14 protein-coding genes are annotated in these 17,712 nt (G+C 70.3%); 12 read left to right on the top strand and 2 right to left on the bottom strand.

The window, feature by feature from the left end; genetic code table 11:
• The first annotated feature begins 7 nt into the window (after positions 1 to 7).
• The 4 genes from FLV34_RS05395 to FLV34_RS05410 are packed head-to-tail and all read left to right on the top strand — an operon-like array spanning position 8 to position 4,285.
• On the top strand, positions 8 to 1,282 hold the full coding sequence (locus FLV34_RS05395; RefSeq protein WP_142647379.1) for a hypothetical protein: 1,275 nt from the start codon (positions 8 to 10) through the stop codon (positions 1,280 to 1,282).
• Positions 1,279 to 2,676: an MFS transporter gene (locus FLV34_RS05400; RefSeq protein WP_222709418.1), complete on the top strand. Its 1,398-nt coding sequence runs from the start codon at positions 1,279 to 1,281 to the stop codon at positions 2,674 to 2,676. Before FLV34_RS05395 ends, FLV34_RS05400 begins: the two co-directional genes overlap by 4 nt.
• Positions 2,676 to 3,353, top strand: a complete 678-nt coding sequence (locus tag FLV34_RS05405) for a TRM11 family methyltransferase (protein ID WP_142647378.1) — start codon at positions 2,676 to 2,678, stop codon at positions 3,351 to 3,353. The genes FLV34_RS05400 and FLV34_RS05405 overlap by 1 nt, the downstream gene beginning before the upstream one ends.
• Positions 3,350 to 4,285 carry a PLP-dependent cysteine synthase family protein gene (locus FLV34_RS05410; protein WP_147942508.1) on the top strand — a complete coding sequence of 312 codons (936 nt, stop codon included), beginning with the start codon at positions 3,350 to 3,352 and terminating at the stop codon, positions 4,283 to 4,285. The genes FLV34_RS05405 and FLV34_RS05410 overlap by 4 nt, the downstream gene beginning before the upstream one ends.
• Before the next feature lie 150 nt (positions 4,286 to 4,435).
• Here FLV34_RS05410 and FLV34_RS05415 read toward each other — a convergent pair whose 3' ends face one another.
• A complete protein-coding gene (locus FLV34_RS05415) occupies positions 4,436 to 5,290 on the bottom strand; it encodes a PAC2 family protein (protein ID WP_079315266.1) in 855 nt (284 codons plus the stop codon).
• 220 nt (positions 5,291 to 5,510) lie between these two features.
• Here FLV34_RS05415 and metH point away from each other — a divergent pair, with 220 nt between their 5' ends.
• From metH to FLV34_RS05455, 8 genes are all read left to right on the top strand, one after another.
• Positions 5,511 to 8,975 (top strand): methionine synthase, encoded by a 3,465-nt coding sequence (metH, locus tag FLV34_RS05420; protein ID WP_147942509.1) that lies wholly within the window; start codon positions 5,511 to 5,513, stop codon positions 8,973 to 8,975.
• A 95-nt stretch (positions 8,976 to 9,070) separates the two neighbouring features.
• Positions 9,071 to 9,712 (top strand): HAD family phosphatase, encoded by a 642-nt coding sequence (locus tag FLV34_RS05425; protein WP_142647375.1) that lies wholly within the window; start codon positions 9,071 to 9,073, stop codon positions 9,710 to 9,712.
• 68 nt (positions 9,713 to 9,780) lie between these two features.
• Positions 9,781 to 10,284: a cellulose synthase gene (locus tag FLV34_RS05430; RefSeq protein WP_147942510.1), complete on the top strand. Its 504-nt coding sequence runs from the start codon at positions 9,781 to 9,783 to the stop codon at positions 10,282 to 10,284.
• A 367-nt stretch (positions 10,285 to 10,651) separates the two neighbouring features.
• The gene (locus FLV34_RS05435; protein ID WP_142647373.1) at positions 10,652 to 11,644 is read left to right on the top strand and encodes an ABC transporter permease; all 993 of its coding nucleotides are present in this window, start codon (positions 10,652 to 10,654) and stop codon (positions 11,642 to 11,644) included.
• A gap of 71 nt (positions 11,645 to 11,715) precedes the next feature.
• The gene (locus FLV34_RS05440; RefSeq protein WP_260617227.1) at positions 11,716 to 13,476 is read left to right on the top strand and encodes an ABC transporter substrate-binding protein; all 1,761 of its coding nucleotides are present in this window, start codon (positions 11,716 to 11,718) and stop codon (positions 13,474 to 13,476) included.
• Between the two features lie 90 nt (positions 13,477 to 13,566).
• Positions 13,567 to 14,586, top strand: coding sequence for an ABC transporter permease (locus FLV34_RS05445; protein WP_142647371.1), 1,020 nt, complete (start codon positions 13,567 to 13,569; stop codon positions 14,584 to 14,586).
• Positions 14,583 to 15,608, top strand: a complete 1,026-nt coding sequence (locus FLV34_RS05450; protein ID WP_142647370.1) for an ABC transporter ATP-binding protein — start codon at positions 14,583 to 14,585, stop codon at positions 15,606 to 15,608. The genes FLV34_RS05445 and FLV34_RS05450 overlap by 4 nt, the downstream gene beginning before the upstream one ends.
• Positions 15,605 to 16,642, top strand: a complete 1,038-nt coding sequence (locus FLV34_RS05455) for an ABC transporter ATP-binding protein (RefSeq protein ID WP_142647369.1) — start codon at positions 15,605 to 15,607, stop codon at positions 16,640 to 16,642. The genes FLV34_RS05450 and FLV34_RS05455 overlap by 4 nt, the downstream gene beginning before the upstream one ends.
• A 315-nt stretch (positions 16,643 to 16,957) precedes the next feature.
• Here FLV34_RS05455 and FLV34_RS05460 read toward each other — a convergent pair whose 3' ends face one another.
• Complete coding sequence (locus FLV34_RS05460; protein WP_142647368.1) at positions 16,958 to 17,641, bottom strand: response regulator transcription factor; 684 nt, start codon at positions 17,639 to 17,641, stop codon at positions 16,958 to 16,960.
• Between the last annotated feature and the right edge of the window lie 71 nt (positions 17,642 to 17,712).

Below are 17,712 nucleotides of genomic sequence, written 5' to 3' on the forward strand. Positions count from 1 at the left end.
GAGTGACATGAGCGTCGTCATCGTGCACCGCAACCCGCTGGAGCCGTTCCCGTACGACCGCTGGCTGCGCGACCACGAGGGCCCGGTGGTCATCCTCGCCGCCCGCGACAGGTTCGAGCCGTTCGGCGAGCGGATCCCCGAGGGGAACCTCGGCTACACCCACCTGGAGCTCTTCGACCACGACGACGAGGTGGCCGGGCGGGTCGCGCGGCTCGTCGCCGAATATGGCGCCACCCACCTGATCGGGGAGCACGAGGCCGACGTGCTGCGCGTGGCCGCCCTGCGCGAGGAGCTCGGGCTGCCCGGCGCGCGGGCCGCCGACGTGCTGCCGTTCCGCGACAAGGCCCTGATGAAGGAGCACGCGGCGCGGGCGGGCGTGGAGGTCGCGCCCCACACGGTGCCGCGGACCACCGCCGACGTGCTGGACTTCGCGGGCGTCCACGGGTTCCCCCTGGTGGTCAAGAACAGGGCCGGTTTCAACTCCATCGGCCTGCGCATCCTGCGCGACGGCGACGCGCTGACGGCCTTCCTCGCCGAGGCGTACGGCCCGGGGCACGACGGGCAGCGCGACGACCTGCTGCTGGAGGCGTACGTGCCCGGCCGCATGTGCCACGTCGACGGGCTGGTGGTGGACGGCGAGGTCGTGCTCGCCTGGCCTTCGCAGTACCAGTACGAGCTTGCGTCGTTCGGCAGCGACCCGGGCTCCCGGGTCGACCTGGCGCTCGACCCCGGCGACCCGCTCACCGGCCGCCTGCTGGAGCTGACCGGGCGGACGCTGGCGGCGCTGCGGCGGCCCGGCGGGCGGCTGCGCGACCACGCGTTCCACGCGGAGATCTTCCACACGCCCGACGACCGGCTGGTGCTGTGCGAGATCGCCTGCCGGTCCGGCGGCGGGAAGATCCGCGAGGTCTTCCACACTCTGTTCGGGGTCAACCTCGCCGAGTGCTCCATCCGGGCCCAGCTCGGCCTTCCGCTGCCCGACGTGGAGCGGGCCGTACGGCCGGGGCGGCGGCCGGAGCCGGCCCGGATGGCCGGTCAGGTGCTGATGATGAAGCGGCCCGGCCTCATCCACGCGCTGCCCGACGTCCCGCAGGAGCCCTGGGTGGAGCACTTCTGGCTCTACGCGCGGCCGGGCCAGGTGGTCCCGCCCGCCGCGGGCTCGGCCGACTTCCTCACCGTGGCCATCGCCTCGGCCCCCACCCGCGCGGAGTGCGAGCGCAGGCTGCGCTCGCTCGGGGCGCGGCTGGAGGAGCAGGTGCGGATCGGGGCGGTGCCGTCGTGATCCGCCCGTCGACGCAGGCGCGCTACATGGCCGGCATGGTGGTCGACTCCACCGGCAGCGGCATGTACCTGCCCCTGTCGCTGCTGTTCTTCCACCACGTCACCGGGCTGCCGATCGAGCGGGTCGGCGTCATCATGACCGCGGCGGCGCTGTTCAGCCTGGTCGCCAACCCGATCGCGGGCGTGCTCGTCGACCGCTTCGGCGCGCGGGCCGTCGTCGTGGGCGGTTATCTGGTGCGTGCCGTGGGGTTCGCCGCCTACCCGCTGGTGGACTCGCCGCTGACGATGTTCCTCGCGGTGGCGCTGGTGGCGCTCGGCGACGGCTCCTACCCGCCGTCGATCCAGTCGTTCGTCGCCGCCATCGCGCGGGGCGCGGACCGCGACAGGCTCCTCGCCGCGCAGCGCAGCCTGCGCAACGCCGGCCTCGGCGCGGGCGGCCTCATCGCGGGCGCCGCGCTCGGCCTGGGCAGCGACGCCGCCTACCGGGTGATCGTGCTCGTCAGCGCCGCCGCGTTCGCGGGCGCCGCGCTGATCCTCCGTACGATCCCCGTTCCCGGCGGGCGGGATCGTACGGCCACGCGGGCAGGTGCGGCCGCACCGGCTCCGGCGGCGGCCCGGGGGAGCGGGGGATACCGGCTCGTCCTACGCGACCGGACGTTCCTCGCCCTGACCCTGCAGAACGTGCCGACCGCCTTCGGCTACATGGTGCTGTCGGTGGCGCTGCCCGTCTACGTCACCCAGGAGCTGGGCGTCCCGGCCTCGCTGGTCGGCGTGCTGTACGCGGTCAACACCGTCGGCATCGCGCTGCTGCAGATCCCGGTGACGCGGCGGCTGATCCGCTATCGGCGCACCCGTACGGTCGCGGCGGGCGCCGCCACGTTCGGGGCGTCGTTCGCGGCGTTCGCCCTGCTGGCCGGGGTACCCGTCCGGCCGGTCGCGCTGGCCGGGGTGTTCGCCGCGACGGCGCTGTTCACGCTGGGGGAGATGCTGCACGGCGCGCCGCTGTCGGCGCTCGTGTCGAGCGCGGCCCCCGAGGAGACCCGGGGCAGATACATGGCGGTCTACCAGTTCTCCTGGGCGATCCCGATCACGCTGGCCCCGGCCGTGCTGACCGCGCTGCTGAGCCTGTCGCCGGTCTCCATGTGGCTGCTGCTCGCGGCGGGCGTCTCCGGCTCGGCCCTCACCATGCTCCGCCTGGAGCCCCGGCTGCCCGCCCGGGCCGTCCACGCGCGGGTCCCCGACGACCCCGAAGTCCCCGAGGACTCCGAAGACCCCGAGAACCCCGAAGACCCCGAGAACCCCGAAGACCCGGAAGACCTTCTCGAAGACCCCGGAAAGACGGACACGGACGACCGTCGCGCCGCGACGGCGACACAGAAGGCTGGTGTTGAGTGATGGGCAGATCGAGTTGGCACGTGCTGCAGGGAGAGGACCCCGCGTTCGCGCTGCCGGAGGCGGCGGGCCAGTGCGGCTGGGTCAGCCAGCTGAGGCCGCTGATCGTGGAGATGACCGAGCCGGGCGACGTCGTGCTCGACCCGTTCGCCGGCTGGGGCACCACGCTGGTGGCGTGCGCGGTCGAGGGCCGGAAGGGGATCGGCCTTGAGGTCTCGCCGGAGCGCGCGGAGCAGGCGCGCAGGCGCCTGGAGGCGTATCCCGGCCAGACCATGCTGTGCGGCGACGCCCGCACGCCGCCGCTGCCGCCGGAGTCGGTGGACTTCGTCCTGGCCGACCTGCCCTACTTCGGCACCAACCTCGACACCGACTCCACCGTGGAGGGCCAGTTCTACGCGCTGCGCGACTACGACGAGTATCTGAGCGCGATCGACGAGGCGTTGGCCGCGGTGGCGAAGGTCATGCGGCCCGGCGCGCGGGCGGTGTTCGCCGTGCAGAACCGCCGCCTGGCCGGCAGGTTCGTGCCGCTGGCCTGGGACGTCGCCCGGGTCCTCGGCCGCCATCTGATCCTCGGCGACGAGCGGATCCACTGCTACAACTGGCCGGTGAGCGACGACGGCCCGATGGTGACCAACCGCTCGCACGAATACCTGCTCGTGGCCGAGAAGGAGCAGGCATGATCCCGCTGATCGGCGGCGACATCGCGGCCAGGATCGACGACCTCATCGGCGACACGCCCCTGCTCCGGCTCTCCCTCGACGGCCTGCCCCCGGACGTCACCGTGCTCGCCAAGCTGGAGGCGGCCAACCCGCTGTCGAGCATCAAGGACCGGGTGGCGCTGCGCATGATCGAGGAGGCCGAGGCGTCCGGGGCGCTGACCCCCGGCGCCACCGTGATCGAGTCGACCTCCGGCAACACCGGCATCGCCCTGGCGGCGCTCGCGGTCAGCCGGGGATACCCGTGCGTGGTCGTGATGCCGGACAACGCCTCCCGGGAGCGCACGCTGACCCTGCGCATGCTGGGCGCGCGGGTCGAGTTCACCGACCACACCCTCGGCTTCCAGGGCTGCGTGGACCGGGCGACGGAGCTGCACGCCGCCCTCCCCGGGTCCTGGTACGCCCGCCAGCACGAGAACCCCGCCAACGTCATGGCCCACTACACGACCACCGGACCGGAGATCTGGGCCGCCACCGGCGGTCAGGTCGACGTGCTGGTGTGCGGGGTCGGGACCGGCGGCACGCTCACCGGAACCGCCCGCTACCTGCGCGAGCGCAACCCCGGGCTGCGCGTCGTCGCGGTGGAGCCGGAGGGCTCGCCCCTGCTGTCGGGAGGCGCCCCGGGGCCGCACCGGATCCCCGGCCTCAACGGCGGCTTCATCAGCCCCGTCACCGACGTCACGCTGATCGACGAGGTGATCACCGTGCCGGACGGCGAGGCGGCCGCCATGACCCGGCGCATCGCGGCCACCACCGGGCTGCTGGTCGGGGTCTCGTCCGGCGCGGCGGCGTACGGCTGCGCCGCGCTCGCCCGCCGGCGGGACCTGTCGGGGCGGACGGTCGTGACGATCTTCCCGGACACCGGCGAGCGCTACCTGAGCTGGTGGCCGGCCTGACCGATCCCGCCGCCAGGGCCGCCCTGATCACGCCGAACCGGCCGGTCGGCCGTCCCCCGAACGGAGGGACCGGCCGGCCACATCGGCTGACGCGGGGCCCGGAGCCAGGGCTCAGGCGTAGGAGTCCGACACAGGGAGCGGACGCAGGGGTCAGCGGTCGGTGCCGCGGTCGCGGCGGCGCAGGTAGCGCTCGAACTCCGCCGCGATGGCGTCGCCGCTGGCCTCGGGCAGCTCGGCCGCGTCCTTGCGCTCTTCAAGCTCACGCACGTATTCGGCCACCTCGCTGTCCTGGGCCGCCAGCTCGTCCACGCCGTGCTCCCAGGCCCGCGCCTCCTCGGCGAGGTCGCCGTACGGCATCGGGATGTCGAGCATGTCCTCGATGCGGCGCAGCAGCGCCAGCGTGGCCTTGGGGTTGGGCGGCTGGGCGACGTAGTGCGGGACCGACGCCCACAGGGACACCGTCCGCAGCCCGGCGGTGCCGAGGGTGTGCTGCAGCACGCCCACGATGCCCGTCGGGCCCTCGTATTTGGTCAGCTCCAGGTTGAGCGCGCGGGCCATGCCGGGGTCGCTGACCGAGCCGGTGATCGGCACCGGCCGGGTGTGCGGCGAGTCGTTGAGCAGCGCGCCGAGCAGGATGGCCAGCTCGATGCCGAGGTCGTGGCAGAGCCCGACGATCTCGGCGCAGAACGACCGCCACCGCATGTTGGGCTCGATGCCGCGCAGCAGCACCACGTCGCGCTTGGCGCCCGGCGGGCGCGCCAGCAGCAGCCGGGTCGTCGGCCAGACGATGGAGCGGGTCACGCCGTCGCCGAGCTCGACCACCGGCCGGGTCACCTGGAAGTCGTAGTAGTCCTCGGGGTCCAGCTCGACGAGTGGGGTGGCCTTCCACTCGGATTCGAGGTGCGCGAGCACACCACTGGACGCCTCGCCGGCGTCGTTCCACCCCTCGAACGCGGCGATCAGCACCGGGTCGACGAGCTCGGGGAGCCCTTCGAACTCGATCACGCGCCGCCTCCTCACTGGCCTTGTGCAGTATGGCTCAGTCCAAGACTATTCGGTGAGGGCCCCCATACGTCACCTCCGCCGGGCACCGGTCCGTCGTAGTGGCGCTGACCTGCGGCGGATCGCCGGGCGGACACGGGCCCGCCGTCGCCCGCGCGACCGCTATTCCCGTTTCACGCGCGCTGACGATGTTCCGTCCGTCGGGGCCGATAGGCTTGCCTCCATGACCAGCAGACCGTCGTTCCGAGAAGTGCTGTCCGAGCGAATCCTGATCGCCGACGGAGCCATGGGGACGATGCTGCAGTCCTACGACCCCACCCTTGACGACTTCCAGGGCCACGAGGGCTGCAACGACGTGCTCAACGTGAGCCGTCCGGACATCGTACGGGCCGTGCACGACGCATACCTGGAGGTGGGCGTCGACTGCGTCGAGACCAACACCTTCAACGCCAACCGGGCGGCCCTGGGCGAGTACGGCATCGAGGACCGCATCTTCGAGCTCTCCGAGGCGGGCGCGCGGCTGGCCAGGGAGCGTGCCGACCACTGGTCGACGCCGGACAAGCCCCGGTTCGTCCTCGGCTCGATGGGTCCCGGCACGAAGCTGCCCACGCTCGGCCACCTGCCGTACGAGACGCTGCGCGACGCCTACCGCGACAACGCGGCCGGCCTGATCGCGGGCGGGGCGGACGCCCTGATCATCGAGACCTGCCAGGACCTGCTGCAGGTGCGGGCGGCGGTCGTCGGCGCCAAGCGGGCGGTCGAGGCCGCAGGGCGCGACGTGCCGATCATCACGCAGGTCACCATCGAGACCAACGGCGCGATGCTGCTCGGCTCCGAGATCGGCGCCGCGCTGACCGCGATCGAGCCGCTCGGCGTCGACCTGATCGGCCTCAACTGCGCGACCGGCCCGACCGAGATGAGCGAGCACCTGCGCTACCTCGCCAGGCACTCGCGGATCCCGATCTCCTGCATGCCGAACGCCGGTCTGCCGCAGCTCACGGCCGACGGCGCGTACTATCCGCTGAGCCCGGGTGAGCTGGCGGACGCGCACGAGGCGTTCACCCGCGACTACGGCCTCGCACTGGTCGGCGGCTGCTGCGGCACCACTCCCGAGCACCTGCGCCAGGTGGTCGAGCGGGTGGGCGGCCGCGCCCGCGGCGAGCGGCGGCCCCGTCCCGAGGCGGGGGCGGCGTCGCTCTACCAGCACGTGCCGTTCCGGCAGGACACCTCCTACCTCGCCATCGGCGAGCGGACCAACGCCAACGGCTCCAAGGCGTTCCGCGAGGCGATGCTGGCCGGCGACTACGAGGAGTGCGTGGAGATCGCCCGGGCCCAGGCCCGCGACGGCGCGCACATGCTCGACCTGTGCGTCGACTACGTCGGCCGCGACGGGGTCGCCGACATGAAGGAGCTGGCGTTCCGGTTCGCCACCGCCTCCACGCTGCCGATCGTGATCGACTCCACCGAGCCCGCCGTGCTGGAGGCGGGGCTGGAGATGCTCGGCGGCCGGGCCGTGGTCAACTCGGTGAACTTCGAGGACGGCGACGGCCCCGACTCGCGCTACCAGAAGATCATGCGCCTGGTGAAGGAGCACGGCGCGGCCGTGGTCGCGCTGACCATCGACGAGGAGGGCCAGGCCCGCACCACCGAGGGCAAGGTGCGCATCGCCACCCGGCTCATCGAGGACCTGGTGAACACCTGGGGCATGCGGGTCGAGGACATCATCGTCGACTGCCTGACGTTCCCCATCGCCACCGGCCAGGAGGAGACGCGGCGCGACGGCATCGAGACGATCGAGGCGATCCGCGAGCTCAAGCGCCGCTATCCCGGCGTGCAGACCACGCTCGGCGTCTCCAACGTGTCGTTCGGCCTCAACCCGGCGGCCCGCATGGTGCTGAACAGCGTCTTCCTCAACGAGTGCGTCAACGCGGGGCTCGACTCGGCGATCGTGCACGCGTCCAAGATCCTGCCGATGAACCGGATCCCGGACGAGCAGCGGCAGGTCGCGCTCGATCTCGTGTACGACCGCAGGCGCGAGGGCTACGACCCGCTGCAGCGGTTCATGGAGCTGTTCGAGGGCGTCGACGCGGCGTCCATGAAGGCCGGCAAGGCGGCCGAGCTGGCCGGGCTGCCGCTGTGGGAGCGGCTCAAGCGGCGCATCATCGACGGCGAGCGCAAGGGCCTGGAGGCCGACCTCGACGAGGCCCTCGCCCAGCGGCCCGCCCTGGAGATCATCAACGACGTGCTGCTCGACGGCATGAAGGTCGTCGGCGACCTGTTCGGCTCCGGCGAGATGCAGCTGCCCTTCGTGCTGCAGTCGGCCGAGGTGATGAAGACGGCCGTGGCCTACCTCGAACCGCACATGGAGAAGGTCGAGGGCAGCAGCAAGGGCCGCATCGTGCTGGCCACGGTCAAGGGCGACGTCCACGACATCGGCAAGAACCTGGTGGACATCATCCTGTCCAACAACGGCTACGACGTCGTGAACCTCGGCATCAAGCAGCCGGTCTCGGCGATCCTGGAGGCCGCCGAGGAGCACCACGCCGACGTGATCGGCATGTCCGGGCTCCTGGTCAAGTCCACCGTGGTCATGAAGGAGAACCTCGAGGAGATGAACTCCCGGGGGATCGCCGACAAGTTCCCGGTGCTGCTCGGCGGCGCCGCCCTGACCAGGGCGTACGTCGAGCAGGACCTGGCCGATCTCTATCGGGGCGAGGTCCGCTACGCGCGCGACGCGTTCGAGGGCCTGCGCCTCATGGACGCCTTCATGGCGGTCAAGCGCGGCGAGGACGGCGCGGCGCTGCCGCCGCTGCGCGCGCGGCGGGTGAAGACCGGCGCGACGCTCACGCGGACCGCCGAGGAGGACCTGCCGGCCCGCCCCGACGTCGCCGCCGACAACCCGGTGCCCGCCGCGCCGTTCTTCGGCGACCGGATCGTGAAGGGCATCCCGCTGGCCGACTACGCCGCCTTCCTCGACGAGCGGGCGACGTTCATGGGCCAGTGGGGCCTCAAGGCAGCCCGGGGCGGCGACGGCCCGTCGTACGAGGAGCTGGTCGAGACCGAGGGCAGGCCGCGGCTGCGGATGTGGCTGGAGCGGCTGCAGACGGAGAACCTGCTGGAGGCGGCGGTCGCCTACGGCTACTTCCGCTGCGTCAGCGAGGGCGACAACCTGATCATCCTGGACGACGACGGCAAGGAGCGCACCCGCTTCACCTTCCCGAGGCAGCGGCGCGACCGGCACCTGTGCCTGGCCGACTTCTTCCGCTCCCGCGAGTCCGGGGAGACCGACGTCGTCGCCTTCCAGGTCGTCACGATGGGCAACCGGATCAGCGAGGCCACGGCCGAGCTGTTCGCCAAGGACGCCTACCGCGAATATTTGGAGCTCCATGGTCTGTCGGTGCAGCTCACCGAGGCGCTGGCCGAATACTGGCACGCCCGGGTGCGGTCGGAGCTGGGCATCGGCGGCGACGAGTCGCTGGCCGACATGCTCAAGGTGAACATCACCGGCTGCCGCTACTCCTTCGGCTACCCGGCCTGCCCCAACCTGGAAGACCAGGTGCAGGTCATGGAGCTGCTCGACCCCGCGCGCATCGGCGTGACGCTGTCGGAGGAGTTCCAGCTTCACCCCGAGCAGGCCACCTCCGCACTGGTCGTCCACCACCCCGAGGCGAAGTACTTCAACGTCTGACACTTCAACGTCCGACCGGCCGCACGGGCGTCCACGGGCACCCCTTACCATGTTGGTCCCCCCTCTTCGGGGGTCTCGCCGGGGGAAGGGGCCACGTGGACGCCGTGCTGTTCGACATGGACGGATTGCTCGTCGACACCGAAGGGGTGTGGTTCGAGGTCGAGACCGAGGTGGTCACCCGCCTCGGCGGTGACTGGGGCCCGGAGCACCAGGAACAGCTCGTGGGCGGCTCCTGGGACCGCACCGTCGCGTACATGCTGGAGCTGACGCAGGCCGATGTCGATCCCGCGATCGTGGGGGACTGGCTGATCGACGGGATGGAGAGCCGCCTGTCGAGGGGCGTCGAGCCCATGCCGGGAGCCCTCGAACTGCTGCGGGGGCTCGGCGACCAGGGGGTGCGCACCGCGCTTGTCACCTCGTCGCTGCGGATCATCGCCGACGCCGTGCTCAAGGCCGTCGGCCGGGAGCACTTCGAGGTCGTCGTGACGGCCGACGACGTCACCTGCACCAAGCCGCACCCGGAGCCCTACCTGACCGCGGCCGGCCTGCTGTCGGTGGACCCGGAGCGGTGCGTCGCGCTGGAGGACTCGCCGAACGGCGTCGCCTCCGCCACCGCCGCGGGGTGCAGGGTCGTCGCCGTGCCGGGCGTCCTGCCGATCGCCCAGGCGCCGGGCCGGGTCGTGATGCCCTCTTTGCTCGACGTGGACGTCGATTTCCTGCGGGGGCTCATCCGGTAACGCGGACCCCCGCATGATCGTCGCGCGGGTGCCAGGATGGGGGTACGCCGTGGATCGAGGGGGCCCTCATGAATTTCACCGACATCGCCTGGCTGCCGCTGTGCGCCGGCCTCACCGCGGTGGGCGTCGGGCTCAGCTACCTGGCCTTCCGGCGGCGGGGGGTGACCGCCGGCCTGCGCGCCACCGCCTGGTCACTGCTGCCGCTGGCCGCCTATCTCACCGGCGCGCTGCGGACGATCTGGAACATCGGCGCGGCGGCGGTGGGTTTCGTGACCGGCCTGGTCCTGTCGCCCGCGGTCTGGGCCGGGGTGGTCCTGGCCGGTCTGTCGGCGCTGCTTTTCGTCGTCTCCGGCACGCTGCGCGGCCGCGCCCTGTCCCGGGCCCGTACGGCACGGCCGGAGCAGGGTGGCGGCGCCGCGGCGTCCGAACGCGCCGCCGAGCCCGGAACGTCCAAGACGGCCACGTCTAAAACGGCACAGACCGGAAAGATGGCACCACGACAGGTGGAACAGTCCGCAGCAGATGATTTCTCGGACATCGAGGACATTCTCAAGCGCCGGGGGATCAGCTGATCGATCTCACATCGTGAGACGAAGTTACCGGCCAGTGCAATGTTACAGTTCCACGACATAATCGAAACGGGACGCGGACATTCCCTTCAAGATCAACACGAATGAGTTTCGCGTGAATCACAGTTGAGCCACAGCGGCCCCCTGGGGACTGGTCAGCCCAGCTCAGACCATAGATTCTGCCTCCGGGGGTCGCACACCACGCGACCCCTTCGGACAATGTCGTCTGGGATCCAGGGGGCCTGCACCACATGGCCGTGCGAGGCAAGGTCGTAAGCGGCCGCAGCTACTTCGTCGCCGGATCGATCCCGGGCTATCCCGAGCCCGTCACCGCTGTTGCGGTGCGCTCGGGCAGGGCGAAGGAGGATCGATGACCGCGCCGATGGACGTCACCGGTGGGGACACAGAGGCCGCGCCGGAGGCCGTCGTCGACGCCTCGGGCGGCAAGGCGATCCAGGGCAGGTCTCTCGGTCAGATCGCCTGGATGCGGCTCAAGCGCGACAAGGTCGCCCTCGCCGGTGGTCTGATCGTCATCTTCCTGATCCTGGTCGCGGTCTTCGCGCCGGTGATCGTCGGGGTGTTCGGGCAGGACCCGACGCAGTTCAACTCCAACCTCATCGACTCCTCCACGATGGCGCCCAAGACGGGCACCGGCATCAGCCTCGACCACCTGTTCGGCATCGAGCCGGTGAACGGCCGCGACATCTTCAGCCGCGTCGTGTACGGCGCGCGGATCTCGCTGCTCATCGCCTTCCTGGCCACGCTGCTCTCGGTGGTCATCGGCACCCTGCTCGGGGTCACCGCCGGTTACTTCGGCGGCCTGGTCGACTCGATCATCAGCAAGACCATGGACGTCTTCCTGGCCTTCCCGCTGCTGGTCTTCGCGATCGCGCTGGCCGGCATCGTGCCCGACACGGCGTTCGGCCTGACCGGCGACACGCTGCGCGTCTCGCTGCTGGTGTTCATCATCGGCTTCTTCAACTGGCCGTACATCGGGCGCATCATCCGGGGGCAGACGCTGTCGCTGCGCGAGCGGGAGTTCGTGGACGCGGCGCGCAGCCTCGGGGCGCGCGGGCCGTACATCATCTTCCGCGAGCTGCTGCCGAACCTGGTCGCGCCGATCCTCGTCTACGCGACTCTGCTGATCCCCACGAACGTGTTGTTCGAGGCGGCGCTGTCGTTCCTCGGCGTCGGCGTGCGCCCGCCCACCCCCACCTGGGGCGGCATGCTGTCGGACGCGGTGCGGTTCTACACGATCCCGCACTTCATGTTCTTCCCCGGCATGGCGATCTTCATCACGGTCCTGGCGTTCAACCTGTTCGGCGACGGCCTGCGGGACGCTCTCGACCCGAAGGCCCGCTGAGCCCTTCCCTTCTCGTAAAGTCCCCGGCTCCTATCACCAAGGGGTTTGCAATGCTAAGAAGAAGACTGGGTGTGGCTGCCATCGGCGCCGTGCTCGCCCTTGCCGTGGCCGCCTGTGGCGGCGGTTCGGGCAGCGGCACGTCGTCGTCGTCCTCCGGTGGCGACGCCGCGGGCGGCGCCACCGCGACCGGCGAGTTCAACGCGGCCCTCACGGGCATCGTGAACCCGTCGGACAAGAAGGGCGGCATCCTCAAGTTCGCCAACGGCGGTGACTGGGACTCCCTCGACCCGGGCGACACCTACTACGGCTACTCCTGGAACTTCATCCGCCTGTACGGCCGCTCGCTGCTGATGTTCAAGTCCGCCGTGGGCAAGGAGGGCAACGAGCTCGTCCCCGACCTCGCCGAGAGCCTGGGCACGCCGAGTGACGACGCCAAGACCTGGACGTACAAGCTCAAGAAGGGCATCAAGTTCGAGGACGGCACCCCGGTGACGTCCAAGGACGTGAAGTACGCCGTGGAGCGGTCGTTCGACAAGGAGGTGTTCCCCGACGGGTACACCTACTTCAACGACTTCCTCAACTGGCCCAAGGACTACAAGGGCGCGTACAAGTCGAAGGACGTCAACACCGACAGCGCGATCGAGACGCCCGACGACTACACGATCGTCTTCCACCTGAAGCAGCCGCTGAGCAACTTCGACTACTTCGCCCAGCTTCCGGCCACGATCCCGGTCCCCAAGGACAAGGACACCGGTGCGAAGTACAAGGAGCACGTGATCGCCACCGGGCCGTACAAGTTCGAGAAGAACGAGATCGGCAAGGGCTTCACGCTCGTCCGCAACGACCAGTGGGACCCGGCGACCGACCCGAACCGCAAGGCTCTGCCTGACGGCTACGAGGTCTCCACCAACGTCAACGCCGACGACATCGACAACCGGATCCTCGCCGGCGACCTCGACGTCGACGTCGCGGGCATCGGCATCCAGTCGGCGGCCCTCGGCCGGGTCCTGTCCGACCCCGCCCTGAAGGCGAACTCGGACAACCCGACGAGCACCCGCCTCTGGTACACCTCGATCAACGGCAACGTCCCGCCGCTGGACAACATCGACTGCCGCAAGGCCGTCGAGTACGCCACCGACAAGGTGTCCCTGCAGACCGCGTGGGGCGGCGAGTTCTCCGGTGGTCAGATCGCGACCAGCCTGCTGCCGCCGGCCATCCCCGGCCACGAGGACTTCAACCTCTACCCGCCGGGCGCCGACAACACGGGCGACCTGACCAAGGCCAAGGAGGCGCTGACCGCCTGCGGCCAGCCTGACGGCTTCGAGACCAACATCGCCTACCGCGCCGAGCGGCCCAAGGAGAAGGCGGCCGCCGAGGCGCTGCAGCAGTCCCTCGGCCGAGTCGGCATCAAGCTCACGCTCAAGCCGTTCCCGCAGGCCGACTACTTCGCCCTGTACGCCGGCAAGCCGGGCTACGCCAAGGACAACAAGATCGGCCTGGCCATGAACGGCTGGCAGTCCGACTGGCCCGACGGCTTCGGCTTCCTGCAGCAGATCGTCGACAGCCGCGTCATCCGTGACACCGGCGGCTCCTCCAACATCAGCGTCCGCGACCCCGAGGTCGACAAGCTGATCGACAAGGCGATGCTGGAGACCGACACCAACGCCCGCAACGCGATCTGGACCCAGATCGACAAGAAGGTCATGGAAGACGCCTTCATCCTGCCGAACGTGTGGACGAAGACCCTGCTCGTGCGCAGCAAGAACGCCACGAACGTCTTCGTCAACGACGCGTACGGCATGTACGACTACCTCGGCATGGGCGTCAAGTAAGCGTCCGCCGAGACCAGACAGATCCGATAGACGCGTGAACGCGGCAAGGGGGCCGGTCCGGCAGGGCCGGCCCCCGGAGCCGGGGGGACTGTGGTCACATACATCATCCGGCGGCTGATCTGGGCGGTGGTGATGCTCACCATCGTGAGCATCATCACGTTCGCCATCTTCTTCCTGGTGCCCCGCCTGGCGGGCGCCACCTCGGAGAGCCTGGCCGCGCGCTACGTGGGGCGCACCGCCTCGGCGCAGGAGGTCAAGCTCGCGGCCGACAAGCTCGGCTTCAACGATCCGCTGATCGTGCAGTACGGGCGGTTCGCCAAGGGCATCGTCGCCGGCGCCGACTACGACTACGGCCCCGGTGTGGAGCACTGCCCGGCGCCCTGCTTCGGCTACTCCTTCCTCACCCGGCTCCCTGTCTGGCCCGACCTGCTCGACCGGCTGCCCGTGACGATCTCGCTGGCCATCGGGGCCGCCGTCATCTGGGTGTTAGCCGGTGTGGCGACCGGCGTGCTGTCCGCGCTGAGACGCGGCAGCTTCTTCGACCGCGCCGCGATGGGCGTCGCCCTGGCCGGCGTGTCACTGCCGATCTTCTTCACCGGCATCGTCTCGCTGGTCATCTTCAGCTACGGTCATCCGTTCCGCATCACCGCCCCGGGCGGCAGCTTCACGCCGTTCGACGAGAACCCGGCGATGTGGGCCTACAACCTGATCCTGCCGTGGATCACGCTGGCCTTCCTGTACGCCGCCGGATACGCGCGGCTCACCCGGGCGGGCATGCTCGAGACGATGAACGAGGACTACATCCGCACCGCACGGGCCAAGGGCCTGAACGAGCGGAGGGTCGTGATCAAACACGGCCTGCGCGGAGCGCTCACCCCGATCCTCACGATCTTCGGCCTCGACCTCGGCCTGCTGCTCGGCGGCGCCGTGCTCACCGAGAGCACCTACTCGCTGCCCGGCATGGGCAAGTACGCGATCGACGCGATCACCAACCAGGACCTGCCCAAGGTCATGGGCGTGACGCTGGTCGCCGCGTTCTTCGTGGTCTGTGCGAACCTGATCGTCGACCTCCTGTACGCCGTCGTGGATCCGAGGGTGAGGCTGGGATGAGCTTCCTGGAACTGAAGGACCTGCGGATCCACTTCCCGACCGACGACGGTCTGGTCAAGTCGGTCGACGGGCTGTCGTTCAGCCTGGAGCGGGGCAAGACGCTCGGCATCGTCGGCGAGTCCGGCTCCGGCAAGAGCGTGACCAGCCTCGGCATCCTCGGCCTGCACAAGGGCGGGCGCGCCCGCATCTCCGGTGAGATCTGGCTGGACGGCGAGGAGCTCGTCGGCGCCAGCCAGGAGCACGTGCGGGCGCTGCGCGGCAAGAAGATGGCGATGATCTTCCAGGATCCGCTGTCGGCGATGCACCCGTTCTACACGGTCGGCGACCAGATCATCGAGGCCTACCGCATCCACAACGACGTCAGCAAGAAGGTCGCGCGCAAGCACGCGATCGACATGCTCGGCCGGGTGGGCATCCCGCAGCCGGAGCGCCGCGTGGACAGCTATCCCCACGAGTTCTCCGGCGGCATGCGGCAGCGCGCCATGATCGCGATGGCGCTGAGCTGCGACCCCGAGCTGCTGATCGCCGACGAGCCGACGACCGCGCTCGACGTGACCGTGCAGGCGCAGATCCTCGACCTGATGCGCGACCTGCAGCGCGACTTCAACGCCGCGCTGATCATCATCACGCACGACCTCGGCGTCGTCGCCGAGCTGTCCGACGACATCCTCGTGATGTACGGCGGCAAGTGCGTCGAATACGGCACCTCCGACGACATCTTCGAACGGCCCGAGCACCCCTACACGTGGGGCCTGCTCGGCTCTATGCCGCGCCTGGACCGCGAGCCGACCGAGCGGCTGATGCCGATCAAGGGCTCGCCGCCCTCGCTGATCAACGTGCCGTCCGGCTGCGCCTTCCACCCGCGCTGCGTGTTCGAGGAGCGTACGGGCGGAAGGGCCAAGGCGGAGGTCCCCGAGTTGCTGGAGACCGAGGGCGGCCACCTCGTGCGCTGCCACCTGCCGCGCGAGCGGCGGCGCGCCATCTGGGAGAACGAGATCAAGCCGAACCTGGAGGCTTCGTGAACGAGGAGCCCTTGCTGTCCGTACAGGGGCTGGAGAAGCACTTCCCGGTCACGAAGGGCCTGCTCAAGCGGCAGGTCGGCGCGGTCAGGGCGGTCGACGGCATCAGCTTCGACGTGAAGAAGGGCGAGACCCTCGGCCTGGTCGGCGAGTCGGGATGCGGCAAGAGCACCAGCGGACGCCTCATCACGCGTCTGATCGAGCCGACCGCCGGAAAGATCGTCTTCGAGGGCGCCGACATCACCCACATGTCCCAGGGGCGGCTGCGGCCGCTGCGCCGGGACGTGCAGATGATTTTCCAGGACCCCTACAGCTCGCTCAACCCCCGGCACACGGTCGGCGCCATCGTCGGCGCGCCGTTCCGGATCCAGGGCATCAAGACCGAGCAGGGCACCAAGAAGGCGGTCCAGGAGATCCTCGAACTGGTCGGCCTCAACCCCGAGCACTACAACCGCTACCCGCACGAGTTCTCCGGCGGTCAGCGGCAGCGCATCGGCATCGCCAGGACGCTCGCGCTCAAGCCCAAGCTGATCATCGCGGACGAGCCGGTCTCCGCGCTCGACGTGTCGATCCAGGCCCAGGTCGTCAACCTGCTTGAGGACCTGCAGAAGGAGCTCGACCTCACCTACGTGGTGATCGCGCACGACCTGTCGGTGGTGCGGCACATCAGCGACCGCGTCGCGGTGATGTACCTCGGCAAGATCGTCGAGATCGCCGACCGCAAGGGCCTCTACGAGTCGCCGATGCACCCGTACACCAACGCGCTGCTGTCGGCGGTCCCGATCCCGGACCCGAAGCGGCGCACGGAGCGGGAGCGCATCCGGCTGCAGGGCGACGTTCCGTCCCCGCTCAACCCGCCGCCCGCCTGCCGGTTCCACACCCGCTGCTGGAAGGCGCAGGAGATCTGCAAGCAGGTCGAGCCGCCGCTGGTGGCGCTCGCTCCCGGGCACGAGGTGGCCTGCCACTTCCCCGAGAACGCCCCCTCCGGCGACGCGGCCGCGGCACCCGCGCAGCCGGCCGCCGCGCCCGCCGACTGAGCCGCCCACCGGGTTGTTCAGCAGGGTCATTCGGCAGGGTTGTTCGGCACGGTTCTTCAGCAGGGTTCTTTAGCACGGTTCCTTGGCACCGCGCCTGTTCGCCCGGTCTTTCCGCCGGTACGGCCCCCGCCGTCTTCCCCCAGACGGTCCGCGGGAGCCGTACCGGCGGGGCGTGTTTCCGCCACCTCGGCCACGCCCCTGTCATGACGCTATCGGCGCGCGCCCCCGCCCGGCATCGGCCCTCCGTACTGATCTCGCCCGCTACCAGGGGATGACCCGGCCCGCCGCACTCCTCCCGTGGTCGTAGGGCGGTGGTCAGGAGAAGGCGCCGGGGACGATCAGCCCGGTCTCGTACGCGAGCACGACCGCCTGCACCCGGTCGCGCAGCCCCAGCTTGGTCAGCACGTTGCCCACATGGGTCTTCACCGTCGTCTCGCTGACCACGAGCTCGGCGGCGATCTCGGCGTTCGACATGCCCTTCGCGATCAGGCGCAGCACCTCCAGCTCGCGCTCGGTCAGCCGGTCGACCCGCGCGGGGGTGGCCTGCGGGTGGGCGGAGGGCAGCCGGGTGGCGAACTTGTCCAGCAGCCGCCGGGTGACGCTCGGCGCCACGATCGCGTCGCCGGCCGCCACCACGCGGATCGCCTGGACCAGCTCGTCGGGCGGCACGTCCTTGAGGAGGAACCCGCTCGCGCCCGCGCGCAGCGCCTCAACGATGTACTCGTCCAGGTCGAACGTCGTCAGCACGAGCACCTTCGGCACGTGGGCGCTCGGCGCGGCCTCCCGCACGATGCGGCGGGTCGCCTCGATGCCGTCGGTGCCGGGCATGCGGATGTCCATGAGCACCACGTCGGGCAGCAGGGCCCGCGACTGCTCCATGGCCACCGCGCCGTCGCCGGCCTCGCCCACGACGGTGACGTCAGGCTCGGCCTCCAGGATGAACCGGAACCCGGTGCGCAGCAGCGGCTGGTCGTCGACCAGCAACACCCTGATCGTCATGATGCGTCTGTCTGGGAATGGGCGGTGGGCCGCCGGGTGGAGGGGGACACCCTGATCGTCATGGTCTGTCC

Source organism: Microbispora sp. CSR-4, assembly GCF_008033685.1.
GTDB lineage: Bacteria > Actinomycetota > Actinomycetes > Streptosporangiales > Streptosporangiaceae > Microbispora.

Excerpts from the sequence above, each read along its gene's own strand:
- FLV34_RS05430 (WP_147942510.1), top strand. The coding sequence starts at position 9,781 with ATGAATTTCACCGACATCGCCTGGCTGCCGCTGTGCGCCGGCCTCACC.
- FLV34_RS05405 (WP_142647378.1), top strand. The coding sequence starts at position 2,676 with ATGGGCAGATCGAGTTGGCACGTGCTGCAGGGAGAGGACCCCGCGTTC.
- FLV34_RS05435 (WP_142647373.1), top strand. The coding sequence starts at position 10,652 with ATGACCGCGCCGATGGACGTCACCGGTGGGGACACAGAGGCCGCGCCG.
- metH (WP_147942509.1), top strand. The coding sequence starts at position 5,511 with ATGACCAGCAGACCGTCGTTCCGAGAAGTGCTGTCCGAGCGAATCCTG.
- FLV34_RS05460 (WP_142647368.1), bottom strand. The coding sequence starts at position 17,641 with ATGACGATCAGGGTGTTGCTGGTCGACGACCAGCCGCTGCTGCGCACC.
- FLV34_RS05450 (WP_142647370.1), top strand. The coding sequence starts at position 14,583 with ATGAGCTTCCTGGAACTGAAGGACCTGCGGATCCACTTCCCGACCGAC.
- FLV34_RS05395 (WP_142647379.1), top strand. The coding sequence starts at position 8 with ATGAGCGTCGTCATCGTGCACCGCAACCCGCTGGAGCCGTTCCCGTAC.
- FLV34_RS05410 (WP_147942508.1), top strand. The coding sequence starts at position 3,350 with ATGATCCCGCTGATCGGCGGCGACATCGCGGCCAGGATCGACGACCTC.